Annotated in this window: 15 protein-coding genes and 3 tRNA genes; 10 read left to right on the forward strand and 8 right to left on the reverse strand. The window is 67.9% G+C overall.

Annotated elements, in window-relative coordinates; translation table 11 throughout:
• Positions 1-296: 296 nt before the first annotated feature.
• A tRNA-Val gene (locus KXS11_RS06165) sits at positions 297-369 on the reverse strand.
• Positions 370-466: 97 nt separating this feature from the next.
• Between KXS11_RS06165 and KXS11_RS06170 the strand changes: the two genes are divergently transcribed.
• Entirely contained in the window at positions 467-1,276 is an 810-nt protein-coding gene (locus tag KXS11_RS06170; protein ID WP_437384675.1) for a thymidylate synthase, read from the forward strand.
• Positions 1,273-1,797 carry a dihydrofolate reductase gene (locus KXS11_RS06175; protein WP_437384676.1) on the forward strand — a complete coding sequence of 175 codons (525 nt, stop codon included), beginning with the start codon at positions 1,273-1,275 and terminating at the stop codon, positions 1,795-1,797. The genes KXS11_RS06170 and KXS11_RS06175 overlap by 4 nt, the downstream gene beginning before the upstream one ends.
• Before the next feature lie 22 nt (positions 1,798-1,819).
• Here the strand turns inward: KXS11_RS06175 and KXS11_RS06180 are convergent, their stop codons facing one another.
• The gene (locus KXS11_RS06180) at positions 1,820-2,290 is read right to left on the reverse strand and encodes a peroxiredoxin (RefSeq protein ID WP_437384677.1); all 471 of its coding nucleotides are present in this window, start codon (positions 2,288-2,290) and stop codon (positions 1,820-1,822) included.
• A 241-nt stretch (positions 2,291-2,531) separates the two neighbouring features.
• On the opposite strand from KXS11_RS06180, the gene aceE reads away from it, so the two are divergent.
• The 6 genes from aceE to KXS11_RS06210 all read left to right on the forward strand — a co-directional run bounded on the left by aceE (position 2,532) and on the right by KXS11_RS06210 (position 10,287).
• The gene (gene aceE, locus KXS11_RS06185; protein ID WP_437384678.1) at positions 2,532-5,258 is read left to right on the forward strand and encodes a pyruvate dehydrogenase (acetyl-transferring), homodimeric type; all 2,727 of its coding nucleotides are present in this window, start codon (positions 2,532-2,534) and stop codon (positions 5,256-5,258) included.
• Positions 5,259-5,274: 16 nt separating this feature from the next.
• A complete protein-coding gene (locus KXS11_RS06190; RefSeq protein WP_437384679.1) occupies positions 5,275-6,531 on the forward strand; it encodes a PucR family transcriptional regulator in 1,257 nt (418 codons plus the stop codon).
• A gap of 116 nt (positions 6,532-6,647) precedes the next feature.
• On the forward strand, positions 6,648-7,571 hold the full coding sequence (locus tag KXS11_RS06195) for an ACP S-malonyltransferase (protein WP_437384680.1): 924 nt from the start codon (positions 6,648-6,650) through the stop codon (positions 7,569-7,571).
• Positions 7,572-7,591: 20 nt separating this feature from the next.
• Positions 7,592-8,596: a beta-ketoacyl-ACP synthase III gene (locus tag KXS11_RS06200; protein WP_437384681.1), complete on the forward strand. Its 1,005-nt coding sequence runs from the start codon at positions 7,592-7,594 to the stop codon at positions 8,594-8,596.
• Positions 8,597-8,655: 59 nt separating this feature from the next.
• On the forward strand, positions 8,656-8,904 hold the full coding sequence (locus KXS11_RS06205) for an acyl carrier protein (RefSeq protein ID WP_056006457.1): 249 nt from the start codon (positions 8,656-8,658) through the stop codon (positions 8,902-8,904).
• A 144-nt stretch (positions 8,905-9,048) separates the two neighbouring features.
• Positions 9,049-10,287, forward strand: a complete 1,239-nt coding sequence (locus KXS11_RS06210) for a beta-ketoacyl-[acyl-carrier-protein] synthase family protein (protein WP_437384682.1) — start codon at positions 9,049-9,051, stop codon at positions 10,285-10,287.
• Positions 10,288-10,479: 192 nt separating this feature from the next.
• On the opposite strand, the gene KXS11_RS06215 is transcribed toward KXS11_RS06210, so the two are convergent.
• Complete coding sequence (locus KXS11_RS06215) at positions 10,480-10,983, reverse strand: DUF3145 domain-containing protein (RefSeq protein WP_437384683.1); 504 nt, start codon at positions 10,981-10,983, stop codon at positions 10,480-10,482.
• Positions 10,984-11,179: 196 nt separating this feature from the next.
• Here KXS11_RS06215 and KXS11_RS06220 point away from each other — a divergent pair, with 196 nt between their 5' ends.
• The gene (locus KXS11_RS06220) at positions 11,180-12,097 is read left to right on the forward strand and encodes an ROK family protein (RefSeq protein ID WP_437384684.1); all 918 of its coding nucleotides are present in this window, start codon (positions 11,180-11,182) and stop codon (positions 12,095-12,097) included.
• Positions 12,098-12,328: 231 nt separating this feature from the next.
• On the opposite strand, the gene KXS11_RS06225 is transcribed toward KXS11_RS06220, so the two are convergent.
• The 3 genes from KXS11_RS06225 to KXS11_RS06235 all read right to left on the reverse strand — a co-directional run bounded on the left by KXS11_RS06225 (position 12,329) and on the right by KXS11_RS06235 (position 14,805).
• Positions 12,329-12,403: transfer RNA gene (locus KXS11_RS06225), tRNA-Ile, on the reverse strand.
• A gap of 39 nt (positions 12,404-12,442) precedes the next feature.
• Positions 12,443-13,705 carry a glycosyltransferase gene (locus KXS11_RS06230; RefSeq protein ID WP_437384685.1) on the reverse strand — a complete coding sequence of 421 codons (1,263 nt, stop codon included), beginning with the start codon at positions 13,703-13,705 and terminating at the stop codon, positions 12,443-12,445.
• A 119-nt stretch (positions 13,706-13,824) separates the two neighbouring features.
• Complete coding sequence (locus tag KXS11_RS06235) at positions 13,825-14,805, reverse strand: DMT family transporter (protein WP_437384686.1); 981 nt, start codon at positions 14,803-14,805, stop codon at positions 13,825-13,827.
• Positions 14,806-14,875: 70 nt separating this feature from the next.
• Here KXS11_RS06235 and def point away from each other — a divergent pair, with 70 nt between their 5' ends.
• Positions 14,876-15,442 carry a peptide deformylase gene (gene def, locus KXS11_RS06240; protein ID WP_437384687.1) on the forward strand — a complete coding sequence of 189 codons (567 nt, stop codon included), beginning with the start codon at positions 14,876-14,878 and terminating at the stop codon, positions 15,440-15,442.
• Positions 15,443-15,610: 168 nt separating this feature from the next.
• Here the strand turns inward: def and KXS11_RS06245 are convergent.
• Positions 15,611-15,683: transfer RNA gene (locus KXS11_RS06245), tRNA-Asn, on the reverse strand.
• A gap of 95 nt (positions 15,684-15,778) precedes the next feature.
• Positions 15,779-16,633 (reverse strand): ATP-binding cassette domain-containing protein, encoded by an 855-nt coding sequence (locus KXS11_RS06250; RefSeq protein ID WP_437384688.1) that lies wholly within the window; start codon positions 16,631-16,633, stop codon positions 15,779-15,781.
• Positions 16,634-16,705: the final 72 nt, after the last annotated feature.

A 16,705-nucleotide genomic window follows, 5' to 3' on the forward strand; every position in this document is an offset into this window, starting at 1 on the left:
GGATCGGCACTGATGGCGACGCGACTGCGGTCGCCCGCATCAACGCGTTACTGGACCATCCCACCCATCCACCCAGACCCCAGGCCCGACCCGGCGGCGACTTCTCGCTATGCGCCTCCAAGGGAGCGTCAGACGCGGTGCGCGCCAGGCAAGACCAGGCGCTCTCCGACGGGCGGAGAAACCTGAGAATGACTCTCGGCGGGGACGCCACGGGGACGCGAGGCACCGAGAACGTCCGTTCCTGAGAACGGCGACCGGAACCCCGAGATCCACGGGATCTCGGGGTTCTTGATCGGTGGGCCCTGCCGGGATCGAACCGACGACATCCACGGTGTAAACGTGGCGCTCTACCAGCTGAGCTAAAGGCCCGTTGCCGGACCGGATCGGTCGCAGCGACCCGTCGAGTCTAGCGGACACGGCATGCGGAGGGAGCGCAGGGTCGGTGGCACGTCGTACCATCGTCGTGATGGAAACGACGATCGCAACCCCGTACGAAGACCTCCTGCGCGACACGCTCGAGAACGGCGCCGTCAAGGGCGACCGCACCGGCACCGGCACGCGCAGCGTGTTCGGCCGCCAGCTCCGTTTCGACCTCTCCGAAGGCTTCCCGCTCATCACCACGAAGCGGGTGCACTGGAAGTCCATCGCGTACGAGCTCCTCTGGTTCCTCCGTGGCGACGGCAACGTCCGCTGGTTGCAGGAGCACGGCGTCTCCATCTGGGACGAGTGGGCAGACGAACAGGGCGAGCTCGGCCCGGTGTACGGCGTCCAGTGGCGTTCGTGGCCCACGCCCGACGGCTCCCACATCGACCAGATCTCGCAGGTCATCGAGCAGCTGCGAACCGACCCGAACTCTCGTCGCATCATCGTCTCCGCCTGGAACGTCGCCGACATCCCGAACATGGCGCTCGCGCCCTGCCACGCCTTCTTCCAGTTCTACGTCGCCGACGGCAAGCTCTCCTGCCAGCTCTACCAGCGCAGCGCAGACCTCTTCCTCGGCGTGCCGTTCAACATCGCCAGCTACGCGCTCCTCACCCACATGGTCGCCGAGCAGGTCGGACTCGAGGTCGGCGACTTCATCTGGACTGGCGGCGATTGCCACATCTACGACAACCACGTCGAGCAGGTCACCGAACAGCTCACGCGCGCACCCTTCCCGTCGCCGCAGCTACGCTTCACCACCAAGCGAGACAGCATCTTCGACGTCGAATACGACGACCTCGAGATCGTCGACTACCAGCACCACCCCGCCATCCGCGCAGCCGTCGCCGTATGAGCCTCGCGCTGATCTGGGCTCAGGCGTACGGCAGCGTCATCGGCGCCGACGGCGACATGCCCTGGCACGTCCCCGAAGACCTCGCGCATTTCAAGGCGCTCACAGGATCCGACGCCGTCATCATGGGCCGGCGCACCTGGGACTCGCTCCCCCCGCGGTTCCGACCGCTCCCCGGCAGACGCAACGTCGTCGTCACCCGCGACAGCGGCTGGTCCGCGGAAGGCGCCGTCGTCGCTCATTCACTGACCGAGGCGATCGACGCAGCCGGCGCGTCCGACGACACCACGGTCTGGGTCACAGGCGGCGCGGGCCTCTTCACCGAGGCGCTCCCCCTCGCAGACCGTCTGGAGGTCACAGAACTCGACCTCGACGTCGCCGGTGACACCTTCGCCCCGACGGTCGGCGAGCAGTGGGTGCCCGTCACGATCGATCCAGCACACGGCTGGTCCGAGTCACGGACGGGTGTCCCGTACCGCTTCATCCGCTACGAGCGCGCCCCTGAGGTGGCCGTCACCGAATGACCCGGGCGCAGGTGATCCAGGATCAGGCGGGCTGACGCAGCTCTTCGAGGGCGGCGCGGTACGCCGACAGCGAGCGGGCCTCGCCGGGCGCGGTGATGAAGCTCTCGCGGATGATGCCCTGCTGATCGATGAGGAACGTCGCGCGGTTCGCGAAGCCCTTCTCCGGCAGGAACACGCCGTACTCCTTCGCGACCTGGCCGTGCGGCCAGAAGTCCGCGAGCAGCTGGAAGTCGTACTGCTCGTGCTCGGCGTAGGCGCGGAGCGTGTGCTTCGAGTCGACGGAGATGCCGAGGAGCTCGACGTGGTCGTCCGTGAACAGGCTGAGGTTGTCGCGCAGCTCGCACAGCTCGTTCGTGCAGGTGCCGGAGAATGCCAGCGGGAAGAAGACGAGCGCGACAGCCGAACTGCCGCGGTACTGGCTGAGTCTGACGAGTTCCCCGAACTGGTTCGCCAGTTCGAAGTCGGGTGCCAACGTGTCGTTCTCGAGTGCCATGACTGTCCTTTCAGGCGGGTGCGCCTGTTCCAAATCGCCCGAGCTGTGGACGGGTCCGATCCGGTCACACATCCTAACCCCGTGAAGAGCCTGATCAAACCCGAAGGGGTGCGGCGCTCGGTCACCGATCCGAGGGGCGACCGGATAGGGTGAAAGGTGGCGCCCGCGTCCACACCCGTTCGGGCGCATGGAGTTCACCATCACAACCCAGGCACGATCTGCCACGAGAGAAAGGTCGACGGTGACTGTTCACGACCAGGATCCATACTCGTCCAACCACGTAGACGCCGATCCTGAGGAGACGTCCGAGTGGAATGAGTCACTCGACGCCCTCGTCGATGAGCGTGGTCGCGGCCGCGGTCGCGACATCATGCTGAGCCTCCTCAAGCGCTCGAAGGAACTCCACCTCGGTGTGCCGATGGTGCCGACGACCGACTACATCAACACCATCGCTCCGGAGAACGAACCGGAGTTCCCCGGCGATGAGGACATCGAGCGCCGCTACCGCGCGTGGATCCGGTGGAACGCGGCGATGACCGTGCACCGCGCTCAGCGCCCCGGTATCGGTGTCGGTGGCCACATCTCGACCTACGCGTCGTCCGCAGCCCTCTACGAAGTCGGTTTCAACCACTTCTTCCGCGGCCAGGACGCCCCGGGCGGTGGCGACCAGATCTACATCCAGGGACACGCCTCCCCCGGCACCTACGCACGCGCCTTCCTCGAGGGCCGCCTCAGCACCGACCAGCTCGACGGTTTCCGCCAGGAGAAGTCGCACGCGCCGCACGGGCTCTCCTCGTACCCGCACCCCCGCCTCATGCCGGACTTCTGGCAGTTCCCGACCGTGTCGATGGGTCTCGGCCCGATCAACGCCATCTACCAGGCGCACCTCGCGAAGTACGTCACGAACCGTGGCATCAAGGACGCCAGCGACCAGCAGGTCTGGGCGTTCCTCGGCGACGGCGAGATGGACGAGGTCGAGAGCCGCGGCCAGTTGCAGGTGGCAGCGAACGAAGGCCTCGACAACCTGAACTTCGTGATCAACTGCAACCTGCAGCGCCTCGACGGCCCGGTCCGCGGGAACGGCAAGATCATCCAGGAGCTGGAGAGCTACTTCCGTGGCGCCGGCTGGAACGTCATCAAGGTCATCTGGGGCCGCGAGTGGGACGACCTCCTGAGCCGCGACACCGACGGCGCGCTCCTCAACCTCATGAACGTCACGCCTGACGGCGACTTCCAGACGTACAAGACGGAGGACGGCGCCTACGTCCGCGAGAACTTCTTCGGCCGCGACGAGCGCGCCCTGAAGCTCGTCGAGGGCTACAGCGACGACCAGGTCTGGAACCTCAAGCGCGGTGGCCACGACTACCGCAAGGTCTACGCGGCGTTCAAGGCTGCGAGCGAGCACAAGGGCCAGCCGACGGTCATCCTCGCGCACACCATCAAGGGCTACGGCCTCGGTCCGAGCTTCGAGGGCCGCAACGCGACCCACCAGATGAAGAAGATGACGCTCGACAACCTGAAGACCTTCAGGGACACGATGCGCATCCCGATCACGGACTCGCAGCTCGAAGAGAACCCCTACCTCCCGCCGTACTACCACCCGGGCGAGAACGACGAGGCGATCCAGTACCTGCACGAGCGTCGTCGCGCACTCGGCGGCTACGTGCCCGAGCGTCGCAGCAAGTACACGCAGCTGAACCTGCCCGACGACTCCGCGTACGCCGCAGCGAAGAAGGGCTCCGGCACGCAGGAGATCGCCACCACGATGGCGTTCGTCCGACTGCTGAAGGATCTGCTGCGCTCGAAGGACTTCGGCAACCGCATCGTCCCGGTCATCCCGGACGAGGCGCGCACCTTCGGCATGGACGCGTTCTTCCCGAGCGCGAAGATCTACAACCCGAACGGCCAGCACTACACCTCGGTCGACCGCGAACTGCTGCTCGCCTACAAGGAGAGCCCGCAGGGTCAGATCGTGCACGTCGGCATCAACGAGGCGGGCGCCCTCGCGGCGTTCTCCGCCATCGGCACGTCGTACTCGGTGCAGGGCGAGCCGCTCATCCCGGTGTACGTCTTCTACTCGATGTTCGGCTTCCAGCGCACGGCCGACGCCATCTGGGCAGCCGGCGACCAGATGACCCGCGGGTTCATGATCGGCGCGACCGCAGGTCGCACGACGCTCACGGGTGAAGGTCTCCAGCACGCTGACGGCCACTCGCTCCTCCTCGGCTCGACGAACCCCGCGGTCATCAGCTACGACCCGGCGTACGGATACGAGATCGCGCACATCGTGCGCAGCGGTCTCGAGCGCATGTACGGCGGCGAGCACCAGGACCCGAACGTCATGTACTACCTCACGGTGTACAACGAGCCGATGGTCATGCCGGTCGAGCCGGAGGGTGTCGACGTCGACGGCATCGTGCGCGGCATCCACCGCATCAGCGCGAACGAGTCGCAGGGCCCGAAGGCTCAGCTCCTCGCGTCGGGTGTGGCGGTCCCGTGGGCGATCGAGGCGCAGCAGCTCCTCGCCGACGACTGGGGCGTGTCCGCAGACGTCTGGAGCGTCACGAGCTGGACGGAACTCCGCCGCGACGGTCTCAGGGCCGACGAGCACAACTTCCTGTACCCGCAGGAGGAGCGTCACGTGCCCTACGTCACGACGAAGCTGAGCGGTGCCTCAGGCCCGTTCATCGCGGTCACCGACCACATGCACGCCGTGCCGGACCAGATCCGTCAGTTCGTCCCGGGCGACTTCGCGACGCTCGGTGCCGACGACTTCGGGTTCTCCGACACGCGTGCGGCCGCACGTCGGTTCTTCAAGATCGACGGCCCGTCACTCGTCGTCCGCACGCTCCAGCAGCTCGCTGCTCGGGGCGAGGTCGATGCGAGCCTCCCGCAGCAGGCCATCGACCGCTACCGCCTCCACGACGTGAACGCCGGCAACACCGGCAACGCGGGCGGCGAGAGCTGATCCCATCGACGCCACGGTGACGAAGACGAAGACGAAGGCTGAGACGCTCGACTGGCTCCGCCGGATCTCAGGCGAGCTGGCCACGGCCACACTCAAACGCCTCGAGGACACCCTCCCCTGGTACGCCGAGATGCCACCGGGCCGCCGCTCCGCGGTCGGCCTGGTGGCTCAGGCCGGTATCAGTTCGTTCATCTCGTGGTTCGACGATCCACGGTCCACTCCGTGGATCGCTGCCGACGTGTTCGGGGCAGCTCCTCGCGAGCTGCTCCGTTCCGTCAGCCTGCAGCAGACGCTGCAACTCATCAAGGTCACCGTCGAGGTGGTCGAGGAGCGGGTCGCCTCCGGCAGCGTCGACCTGCGCGAGGCGATCCTGCTGTACTCGCGCGACATCGCCTTCGCCTCGGCCGACGTGTACGCGCGGGCTGCTGAGGCACGCGGGCTGTGGGACGCGCGTCTCGAGGCGCTCGTCGTCGACTCGATCCTGAGCGGCGAGGCGGACGACGAACTCCCGAGCCGGATCGCCGCGCTCGGTTGGCACGGCCATGGCGAAGCCTGCGTCCTCGTCGGCACCACCCCACGCGTGCTCGACGTCGACATGCTGCGTCGCACGGCTCGCCACCTCGATGCCGATGTGCTCATCGGCGTCCAGGGCAACCGGCTCGTGCTCGTCCTGGGTCGCGCGGAACTGCCCGGGACTGAGCCGGGCGAACCGGAGACCGAGGGCGACCCCGACGCCGCGACGAGCGAACCCCGCATCCTCGCCGCCTCGCCTGCCCAACTGTCGTTCCTCGACATCGCGTCGAAGCTCGAGCACGGATTCGGGCCCGGCCACCTCGTGCTGGGCCACACCGTGCCGTCCCTCATCGAAGCCTCACGCAGCGCGAAGGCCGCGCTCGCGGGGTTCGCCGTCGCGAAGTCGTGGCGGCACGCCCCACGACCCGTCGCAGCAGACGACCTCCTACCCGAGCGGGCGCTGGCCGGCGACTCCCTGGCGAAGACCACCCTCATCGAGCGCGTCTACCGCCCGCTGAAGGAGTACTCGGGTGAGCTCGTGACGACGCTGTGGTGCTATCTGGACAACGGGCGCTCGCTCGAAGCGACCGCGAGGGAGCTCTTCGTGCACCCGAACACCGTGCGGTACCGCTTGAAGCGCGTCTCCGAGGTCATCGGCTGGGACGCGACGGGCGCCCGCGAGTCCCTCATCCTGCAGGCCGCCCTCATCCTCGGCGCGATCGCGGAGCCGGAGCCCTCACGCCGTCGTCTGCAGGCCTGACGACGCGGCAGCGGCACCTTCGGGTCCGGTTGCTTGTGTGATCTTCACAAAGCTTTTTCCAAAGGTTCGTGGTGTTGCTCCACTCCAGAGGGTGCTGAGCTTGGCAGACTAGAGCGGTGATCGTCATCGCCTGCCCTGGACAGGGCTCCCAGACCCCCGGCTTCCTCGAACCCTGGTTGCAGGACGCATCCGCGAAGGAGGCGCTCGCTCGCTACTCCGACGAAGCGGGCATCGACCTCGAGAAGCACGGCACGGTCTCCGATGCCGACACCATCCGGGACACCGCGGTCGCGCAGCCGCTCATCGTCGCAGCAGGCATCGTCGCACTCGACGCGCTCCGTGCGGCACTCCCGGCAGACGCAGCGCCCTTCGGCGGCATCGCCGGGCACTCGGTCGGCGAGATCACGGCAGCGTACGGTGCCGGCATCCTCAGCGCCAGCGACGCCATGAGTTTCGTCAGCGAGCGCGCCGTCGCGATGGCTGAGGCCGCCGCAGCCACGCCGACCGGCATGAGCGCCGTCCTCGGCGGCGACCCGGACGAGGTCGTCGCCCACGTGCGCTCCTTCGGTCTCGAACCGGCCAACTACAACGGCGGCGGGCAGATCGTCGTCGCCGGTGCTCACGACGCGCTCGCGCGGCTCGCGGATGAACCACTCAAGGGCACCCGCGTCATCCCACTGCAGGTCGCCGGCGCGTTCCACACGAGCTACATGGCCTCGGCGCGCGACTGGCTGGCTGGCGCGAGTCGCACCGTCGAACCGCACGACCCGAGCCTTCGCATCTGGACGAACCACGACGGTAGCGAGGTCACCTCGGGCGCCGCGTTCTTCGACCTCCTCATCGGCCAGGTCGCCTCCCCGGTACGCTGGGACCTGTGCATGGACGCCTTCAGTGCATCGGGGATCACCGGGCTCATCGAGCTCGCCCCGGCCGGCGCTCTGACGGGCCTCGCTCGCCGCGGCCTGAAGGGTGTGCCGACGGTCGCCATCAAGACCCCTGACGACCTCCCCGCAGCCCTCGACCTCATCGCCCAGCAGTAGCGCAGACGGAGAACCAGCGAATGACCACCCCCACCCTGAAGCAGTCGCGCGGCGCAGAGTTCACGCGGATCCTCGGCCTCGGCGCTGCACGCGGCGATCTCAGCGTGCCCAACGATGACCTTGTGGGTCCCATCAACTCGTCCGACGAGTGGATCCAGCAGCGCACCGGCATCGTCACCCGCACGCGCGCATCGGCCGGCGTCAGCGCCGTGGACCTCGCGGCCGAAGCGGGCGCCGAGGCCATCCGGGCGGCAGGCGTCGCCCCGGACCAGATCGACCTCGTCCTCATCGCGACCATCAGCAACGTCCAGCAGTCGCCGTCGATGGCCGCAGTCGTAGCCGACCGGGTCGGCGCGAACCCTGCCGCCGCCTACGACCTCAACGCGGCCTGCGCCGGCTACGCCTACGCGATCGCCCAAGCCGACGCCCTCATCCGCTCCGGAGCGGCCCACTACGCCCTCGTGATCGGTGCTGAGAAGCTCTCCGACATCGTCGATCCCACCGACCGCTCCATCTCCTTCCTGCTCGGCGACGGCGCGGGTGCCGCGGTCGTCGGTCCGAGCGACTTCCCGGGCATCTCCCCCACGGTCTGGGGCTCGGACGGTTCGAAGGCCGACGCGGTCGGCATGAGCGGCACGCTCGTCGAGTATCGCGACGGCTCCACGGCCTGGCCGACGCTGCGTCAGGAGGGCCAGACGGTCTTCCGTTGGGCTGTCTGGGAGATGGCCAAGGTCGCCAAGCAGGCCCTGGAGGTCGCCGGCGTCGAGGCGTCCGACCTCGCCGCGTTCATCCCCCACCAGGCGAACATGCGGATCGTCGACGAGTTCGCGAAGCAGCTGAAACTGCCCGACACCGTCGTCATCGCCCGCGACATCGAGACCACGGGCAACACCTCCGCGGCCTCCATCCCCCTCGCCACCCACCGTCTGCTGCAGGGCCACCCTGAGCTCAGCGGCGGTCTCGCACTGCAGATCGGCTTCGGAGCCGGTCTGGTATTCGGCGCACAGGTCGTCGTCCTGCCGTAGCAGGACGCTCGACGCGACTACACTCGACTACGGTCAAACCTCACCCAAGGAGTAGAACAATGGCATTGTCCACCGAAGAAGTCCTCGCCGGCCTGGCCGAGCTCATCAACGACGAGACCGGCATCGCGACCGACACCGTCGAGCTGGACAAGTCCTTCACCGACGACCTCGACATCGACTCGATCTCCATGATGACCATCGTCGTCAACGCGGAGGAGAAGTTCGACGTGAAGATCCCGGACGAGGAAGTCAAGAACCTGAAGACCGTCGGCGACGCCGTCGACTTCATCGTCAAGGCTCAGGGCTAGTCCCAGCGCGTTGCAACGGGGTCGGCTGGCGGTTGGCCGGCCGACCCCGTTGCGTTCGGGCAGGACGTATCGCCGTCCGGACCCGTCTTCGACCGCCCGAAGGGCACGAGGTCCACTCCTCATCTCCACAGAAGGTTTGACTCAATGACCACCAAACGCATCGTCATCACCGGTATCGGCGCGACAACGCCCATCGGCGGTAACGCCACGGACTCCTGGAACAACCTCCTCGCGGGCCAGAGCGGCGCAAGCCGCCTCGAGCAGCCCTGGGCTGAGGAACTCGAACTCCCCGTCCGATTCGCCGCACAGGCAGCGGTCCCCACGGCCGACGTCCTCGACCGTCGAGAGGTCAAGCGCCTCGACCCCTCCAGCCAGTTCGCGCTCATCGCCGCGCGTGAGGCCTGGGCGGACGCCGGCACCCCCGAGGTCGACCCCGAACGCCTCCTCGTCGACTGGGCCACCGGTATCGGAGGCGTCTGGACGCTCCTCGACGCGTGGGACACCCTGCGAGAGAAGGGCCCGCGTCGTGTCCTCCCGATGACAGTTCCGATGCTCATGCCGAACGGCCCCGCCGCCGCCATCGGCATGGACCTCGGCGCCCGTGGCGGGGAACGCACCGTCGTCTCCGCGTGCGCCTCGAGCACCGAGTCGCTCGCGAACGCCTACGACCACCTGCAGGCCGGTCTCGCCGACGTCGTCATCGCCGGTGGCTCCGAGGCCGCCATCCACCCGCTGCCCCTGGCCTCCTTCGCCGCCATGCAGGCGCTCTCCAAGCGCAACGACGACCCGAGCATCGCCTCGCGTCCCTACGACGTCGACCGCGACGGTTTCGTGCTGGGCGAGGGTGCAGCAGCACTCGTCGTCGAGACGGAGGAGCATGCGCTCGCCCGCGGCGCCCGTATCTACGCCGAGCTCCTGGGCGGTGCGGTCACGAGCGACGCCTACCACATCACGGCTCCCGACCCCGAGGGGTCGGCTGCGGCGCGAGCGATGCGTTCCGCCGTCGAGAACGCTGGAGCGTCGCTGTCCGACGTCGTGCACGTGAACGCGCACGCCACGAGCACTCCGGTGGGCGACATCGCGGAGTACAACGCCCTGCGTCGGGTGTTCGGCGACCAGCTCGACAGCATCGCGGTCACGGCCACGAAGGCCTCGACCGGCCACCTGCTCGGCGGTGCCGGAGCGATCGAAGCGGCCTTCACCGCACTCGCCCTGCACCACCGCGTCATCCCGCCGACGATCAACCTCGACAACCAGGATCCGGAGATCCCGCTCGACGTCGTCACCGCGCCGCGCGAGCTCGGTTCCGGCGATCTGCTGGCGATCAGCAACTCGTTCGGATTCGGCGGCCACAACGCCGTCGTGGCGTTCCGCAGCTACTGAGCGGATCCCGACGTTCGACGACGACGGGTCGTGGTGCACTGCACCGCGACCCGTCGTCGTTCCGTGACCAGGGTGCCCGTGTTTCGTCACCTCGTGTCTGCCGGGACGAATCACCGACCTCGCACGGTCCACGCCACGTGGACACCCTGTCGCCTGTGAAGTTGTGTGGTGCCCGGCGCCCTGTCGTGCCGCTCAGCCGACGTTGTGCAGCCAGATGACACTCGAACCCTCTCCGGCGTGCCGGAACGGCTCCAGTTCGTCGTCCCAGGGCTGGCCGAGGGCGACGCGCAACTCACGTTGCAGCTCGTCTGCCTGACCGGCGGACACCTCCATCGCATACCGGATGCGATCCTCCGGCACGACGATGTTGCCGATGCTGTCGGTCTGAGCGTAGAAGATCCCCAGGTCGGGCGTGTGCATCCAACGCGCACCGTCGACGCCCTGCGCCGGGTCCTCGCTCACCTCGTACCGCAGGTGCTCCCAGCCACGGAGCGCAGAGGCGAGGGCAGCACCAGTACCGTGCGGGCCTTCCCAGAAGACCTCAGCACGCTGCGATCCACGAAGGATCGGCTGATCGGACCAATCGAAGCTGATGGCACGACCAAGAGCGCGACCTGCCGCCCATTCGAGGTGCGGGCAGAGCGCGCGAGGCGAGGAGTGCACGAACAGCACACCCTTCGTCATCGGTGTCGACATGATTCCTCCACTGCGTCCGGGTGCGTCTTCCCCAACGACCCAAGCAGTGCGCGTCATGTCTGTATGCAGTTGTCCGGCTCGCGCCGATACGAGCATTATGCCCCACAGCCTGGGCAAATGACAACCGTGTCGTTCCCGCTACGCTGGATTCCGGATAGCCCGCGGTCGGCGGTCCTCCCCCACGAACGGAGCACTGATGCAGCACGCCCTCGCGATCGACATCGGTGGCACCAAGGTCGAGGCCGCGGTGGTCGACACTGATGGACGGATCGTGCCCGGCACCCGGTTCCGAGGCCCGACCGGCGCCGGAGCGACTCGCGAGGAACTCGCTGCCTCCATCGTCGACACGGCTCGACTGGCCGCCGAGGCTCATTCAGGCACGGTGTCCGGCGTCGGGGTGGGTTCCGCCGGCCCGATCGGCGCTGTCGACGGCAGCATCTCCCCGCTCAACCTGCCGCGGCTCGCCGGCTTCCCGGTCGTCGCCGAACTCGAACGTCTCGGTGCAGGCGCGGTGGAACTGCGTTTGGACGGCACGTGCATCGCTCTGGCCGAGCACTGGCGCGGGGCACTTCGGGGTACTCGGAACGCGATGGGCATCGTGGTCTCCACGGGCGTCGGCGGAGGCATCATCCTCGACTCGCGACTCATCTCGGGCACCTCGGGCAACGCCGGGCACCTCGGACAAATGCAGTTGCGACGCCGCGAGGGGGACGCCACGCGTGCGTCGTGGACGTTGGAGGGCATCGCTTCCGGCACCGCGACCGTGGCATGGGCGCGGGCGAACGGCTGGCGTGGCAGCACGGGCGAGGAACTCGGTGCGTCGTACGCGGCGGGCGATGCAGTGGCCGTCGGTGCGGTCCGGCGGTCCGCGGAGGCCGTGGGTGAAGCGCTCTGCAGCATCACGACGCTGCTCGACCTCGAGCGCGTGGCCATCGGTGGCGGGTTCTCGCGCGTCTCCCCCGACTACCTCGATCTCGTCCAGGAGGCTGCGATCGACTCGGCGCTGCACGACTACGCGCGCGAGCTGCAGATCGTCGCCTCAGGCCTCGACGCTGACGGCCCGCTCATCGGGGCGGCCGCCCTCGTCCTCGCAGACCGGACCTCCGCGCCCTGAGCGGACCTCCGCGGTCCCTGAGCGTGTCGAAGGGGGCCTCGACACACTCGGCGACCAGGCGCGTGGGGTACGTGGGATGTGAACCGCACTGAGTGCGGCTGTCGCGCCACGTCTTCTTGTAGGGCGGGTGGGACGTGAACCGCACTGAGTGCGGCTGTCGCGCCACGTCTTCTTGTAGGGCGGGTGGGACGTGAACCGCACTGAGTGCGGCTGTCGCGCCACGTCTTCTTGTAGGGCGGGTGGGACTTGAACCCACGCATCGTTCGGTTATGAGCCGAATGCCTTCACCAGCTTGGCTACCGCCCCGTGCAGGTCTCAGTGTATCGAGTGCCGGGGCGCGACTGCTCAGTCGGCGTGTTCCTCGTGGTCGGCGCGGGCGGTGTGGGGCTCGGTGGTCGGGTCGGTGACCTGTTGTCCGCGGTACAGCGCTTCGAAGGTGTCGAGGGTGCGCTCGATGTCGTGCGCCGCGACGAGTTCGAGGGATGCGTCCTGCATGCGGCGGTACTCCTCGGGCGAGGCGGTGAGGACGGTGGTGAGACGCTCAGCGAGGGCGTCCACGTTGCCCGGTTCGAAGAGGTATCCGTTCACCTGATCGTGCACGAGGTGCGGGAGCGCCATCGCATCTGCAGCGACGACGGGGAGCCCGGAGGCCATCGCCTCCATGGTGGCGATGCTCTGCAGCTCGGCGATCGACGGCATCGCGAAGACGCTGGCGTTCGTGTACGCGTGCTTCAGGTCTGCGTCGCTCACCTTGCCGAGGAAGCGCACCCGGTCGCCGAGTCCGAGCTGTTGCGTGAGGTGCTCGAGGTTCTTCGACTGGTCTCCGCCACCCACGATGTCGACGTGAGCGTCGAGTTCCGCTGGGAGCTTCGCGAGTGCTTTGAGGAGCACGTCGATCTGCTTCTCCGACGTGATGCGTCCGACGAACAGGATGGTGTTGCGCTTGCGTGGTTCGAACGACGGCGTGTACTGGCCGGCTTCGATGCCGCACGAGATGGCGTGCACGCCGGTCAGTCCGCTGTACTGCTCGAGGAAGTCCGCGGCCTTCCGGGTAGGGGTCGTGACCGCGAACGCCCGGTCGAAGACCTTGCGGGCAGCCGCCCACTGGGTGCGGACGAGCCACTCCTGCGTGCGCTCTGGGATCACCGTGAAGTCGAGGATGTTGTCCGGCATGATGTGGTTCGTCACGACCATCCGGATGCCGCGCTGCTCGGCCTCGATGGAGAGTCCGCGCCCGACGACGATGTGCGACTGGATGTGGACGGCGTCCGGCTTGACCGTGTCGAGGATCTTCCGGGCATTGCGACGCATCGACCACGGCATGGCGAAGCGCAGCCAGTCGTGCGGGTACCAGCGGAGGCTGAAGAGGCGGTGCGCGGTCATGCGCTGACCCTCGTGCGTCTCCTGCCAGGTCCCGAACTTGCGGGAACCGGCGGGGGCGACGATGTGGACGTCGTGCCCGCGACGGACGAGCCCTGCGGCGAGCCGCTCGGCGAACCGTGCGGCGCCGTTGACGTCGGGCGAGAAGGTGTCGCAACCGATGACGACGGTCAAGGGCTTCCGCTCGGCGTTCGCCTTCGCGAGCTGCTGGTCGTTCGGAGAAGTCAAGGTGTGTGATTCCTCTGTGCTTGGCCAGTGGCCGGAGCGCTGCGTGCAGCCTCTCACGACCCGGATCGGCGTGGTACGCCGACGTCAAGCATACCTGTCGCCGGTTGAGGCTCCTGGGCTCAGGCGGGCGCGTCGCCGGTCGCGAGGGCGCGGGCGGCAGCAGCGGCGGCCGGCGTCTGGCTGACCTGCGGGTGGTGCCGTGCCAGTTGGAACACGCCCCAGACGGCGATCGCGCCGGCGACCACGAAGCCGATCCCGGCCCACAACGGAGCGTTGCTCGCCTCGCCGAGCACGACGATGCCGATCCCGACGGCGATGATCGGATCGATGACCGTAAGACCCGCGATGACGAGGTCCGGCGGTCCCGAAGAGTACGCGGTCTGCACGAAGTAGCCGCCGAGCGCGCTGGCGGCGATGAGCCCGATGCCGCACACGACGGTGAGCCAGTCGACGTCGCCCTGCTGCAGGCGCCCGATGATCACCTTCGCCAGCGTCGCGACGAAGCCGTACAGCACGCCCGTGGCCACGATGTAGAAGATCGCGGTGAGGCGGCTGCGGAACACCCAGAACGCACTGCCGAACACCACGAGCACGACGGCGAGCATCATGAGGATGGTGGAGAGCTCCCCCTCGGTGATGGGGTGCTCCCCCGCGTAGATCGCCGCGATCGTGACGAACAGTCCCACGCCGCCGACACAGGCGACCACCGCCACGACCGAGCGGCGGTTGAGCCGCATGCCGGTCACCCGCGAGTTGACGATCGCGGTGATGACGAGTGCGACGGCTCCGAGCGGCTGGACGAGCGTGATGGGCGCCAGGGACAGGCTGCCGAGCTGGAGCACGATCGCGAGGCCGAGCATGAGCGTCCCCGTCACCCAGGACGGACGGCTGAGGAGACCGATGAGCTGTTTGACGCTCAGTCCCGAACTCGCGGCGCTGCCACTCGAGGCCTCGACCTTCGTGACTCCACGGTGCTGCAGCTGGGCACCGAGCGACAGGAAGACGGCGCCGAGGAGCGCGAGCGGGATCCCGAGCAGCTGGGACGGGTCTCGAGTGAAGTCGTCCGCGAGGTCGGCGAGGTCGATGGCGGAGGGGATCACCCGTCGAGAGTACCCCGCCGTTCCACGGATCCTGGCGCGGCTGGCCGGAGCTTCCGGATAGGCTCGACGAATGGCAATTCTCGAGATCTGCGTGACCGGTGACCCGGTGCTCCACTCCATCGCCCGACCCGTGACGGTCGTCGACGATGAGCTGCGTCAGCTCGTCGCCGACATGTACGAGACCATGGATCTCGCTCCGGGCGTCGGCCTCGCCGCGCCGCAGGTCGGCGTCCCGCTGCGTCTGTTCGTCTACAGCTACGAAGACGACGAGGGTGCTCCGTGGCGCGGCGTGGTGCTCAACCCGATCCTGTGGATCAGCCCGCTCCCGATCGGTGAGATCGACGAAGAGGCGGAGGCGGAGGGGTGCCTGTCCGTCCCAGGCGAGCGCCATCCGCTCCGTCGGGCGGAGGCCGCGATGCTCACGGGCACCGACCTCGAGGGAGATGCCGTCGAGCTGAAGGTCGTCGGCTGGCGCGCGCGCATCCTGCAGCACGAGTTCGATCATCTCAACGGCGTGCTCTACGTCGATCGACTCGAACTGCCGTACTCGCGTCGTGCGGCGAAGGCCATCCGGAAGTCGGGATGGGGCGTTCCGGGCATCAGCTGGCTCCCCGGCCGAGATGACCTCGAGGGCTGACCCAGCCAGAACAGCCGGAGCCGGAGCAGTCGACCGGACATGCAACGAGGCCCGAAGAGTGGAGTCTTCGGGCCTCGTCGTCCATTGTACGGCGTTCGCCGCCGAATCGTGAAACCGGCCGGAAACGACGAATCCCTCGGCCCAGACGGACCGAGGGATTCTGTGCAGCTCCTCGAGTTGGACTCGAACCAACAACCTATCGATTAACAGTCGATTGCTCTGCCAATTGAGCTATCGAGGAATACGTTGAACGCTTGGCCGGAAGAATTCTGGCCACTGCGGTGCAGCGCGTATCTACTGTAGCAAAGGATTCGCAGACACCAAATCGACACGCGCTCAATCGATGCCGACGGCCTCCGGAGTCTCGTACTGGGTCTCCGTCCCGCCCGACTGAGCGAGCGCAGCGAGGAACTCGTGGGGCGGATCGGCGAGCAGGGTGTCGATCGGGCCGTAGCCCACCACACGCGACTGGTGCAGCGCCAAGACGTCGTCGGTGAGCTCGCGCAGCATGGCGAGATCGTGCGTGACGACGATGACGGTACCGCCGTCACGACGGAAGCCCGCGAGGAGTTCGGTGACCGTGTGACGCACCGTGATGTCGATGCCGGCCGTCGGCTCGTCGGCGATGAACACCTTCGGACCGAGGACGAGGGATCGCGCGATGGCGATCCGCTGGCGCTGGCCACCGCTCAACTCGTACGGGTACTTGTCGAGGCTCGACAGCGGCATCTGGACGGCGTCGAGCAGCGTCGCGACCCGGATGCCGAGCGCCTGCTCACTGAACTTCTTGTCGCGGGCGAGCACGGGCTCGGAGATGAGCTCGGTGACCGTGAGTTCCGGCTTGAGATGCGCGCCGGCCTCCTGCTCGAGGAACGAGACCTCGAAGGTGAGCTTCGCGAGGTCCTTGCGCCCGACCTTCCGCATCGAGCGGCCGAGTATCATCGCGTCGCCACCGGAGACGAACGGGCGGGACTCCGCCGTGCGCCCGCTGAGATGCCTCGCGGCGAGCACCTGGAGGAGCGTGCTCTTCCCCGATCCTGAGCTGCCGATGACGCCGAGCGAGCCGCCGACGGGCAGCTCGAAGCTGATGCCGTCGAGTGCCCGGTTGCTCGGACTGACGCCGTGCGCGGCGTAGTCGACGCTCAGATCGCTCGCGCGAGCCGCCGGCCCGTCGTGCTCTGGGTGCTTCATGAGACCTCTCCTGCCGGCGCGTGGGGGTCGCCGGGACGCCTTCGAGTGTATCCGGCGACCTCTGAACCACCT

It is taken from the genome of Plantibacter flavus, from assembly GCF_051487245.1.
GTDB classification, from domain to species: Bacteria; Actinomycetota; Actinomycetes; order Actinomycetales; family Microbacteriaceae; genus Plantibacter; species Plantibacter flavus_B.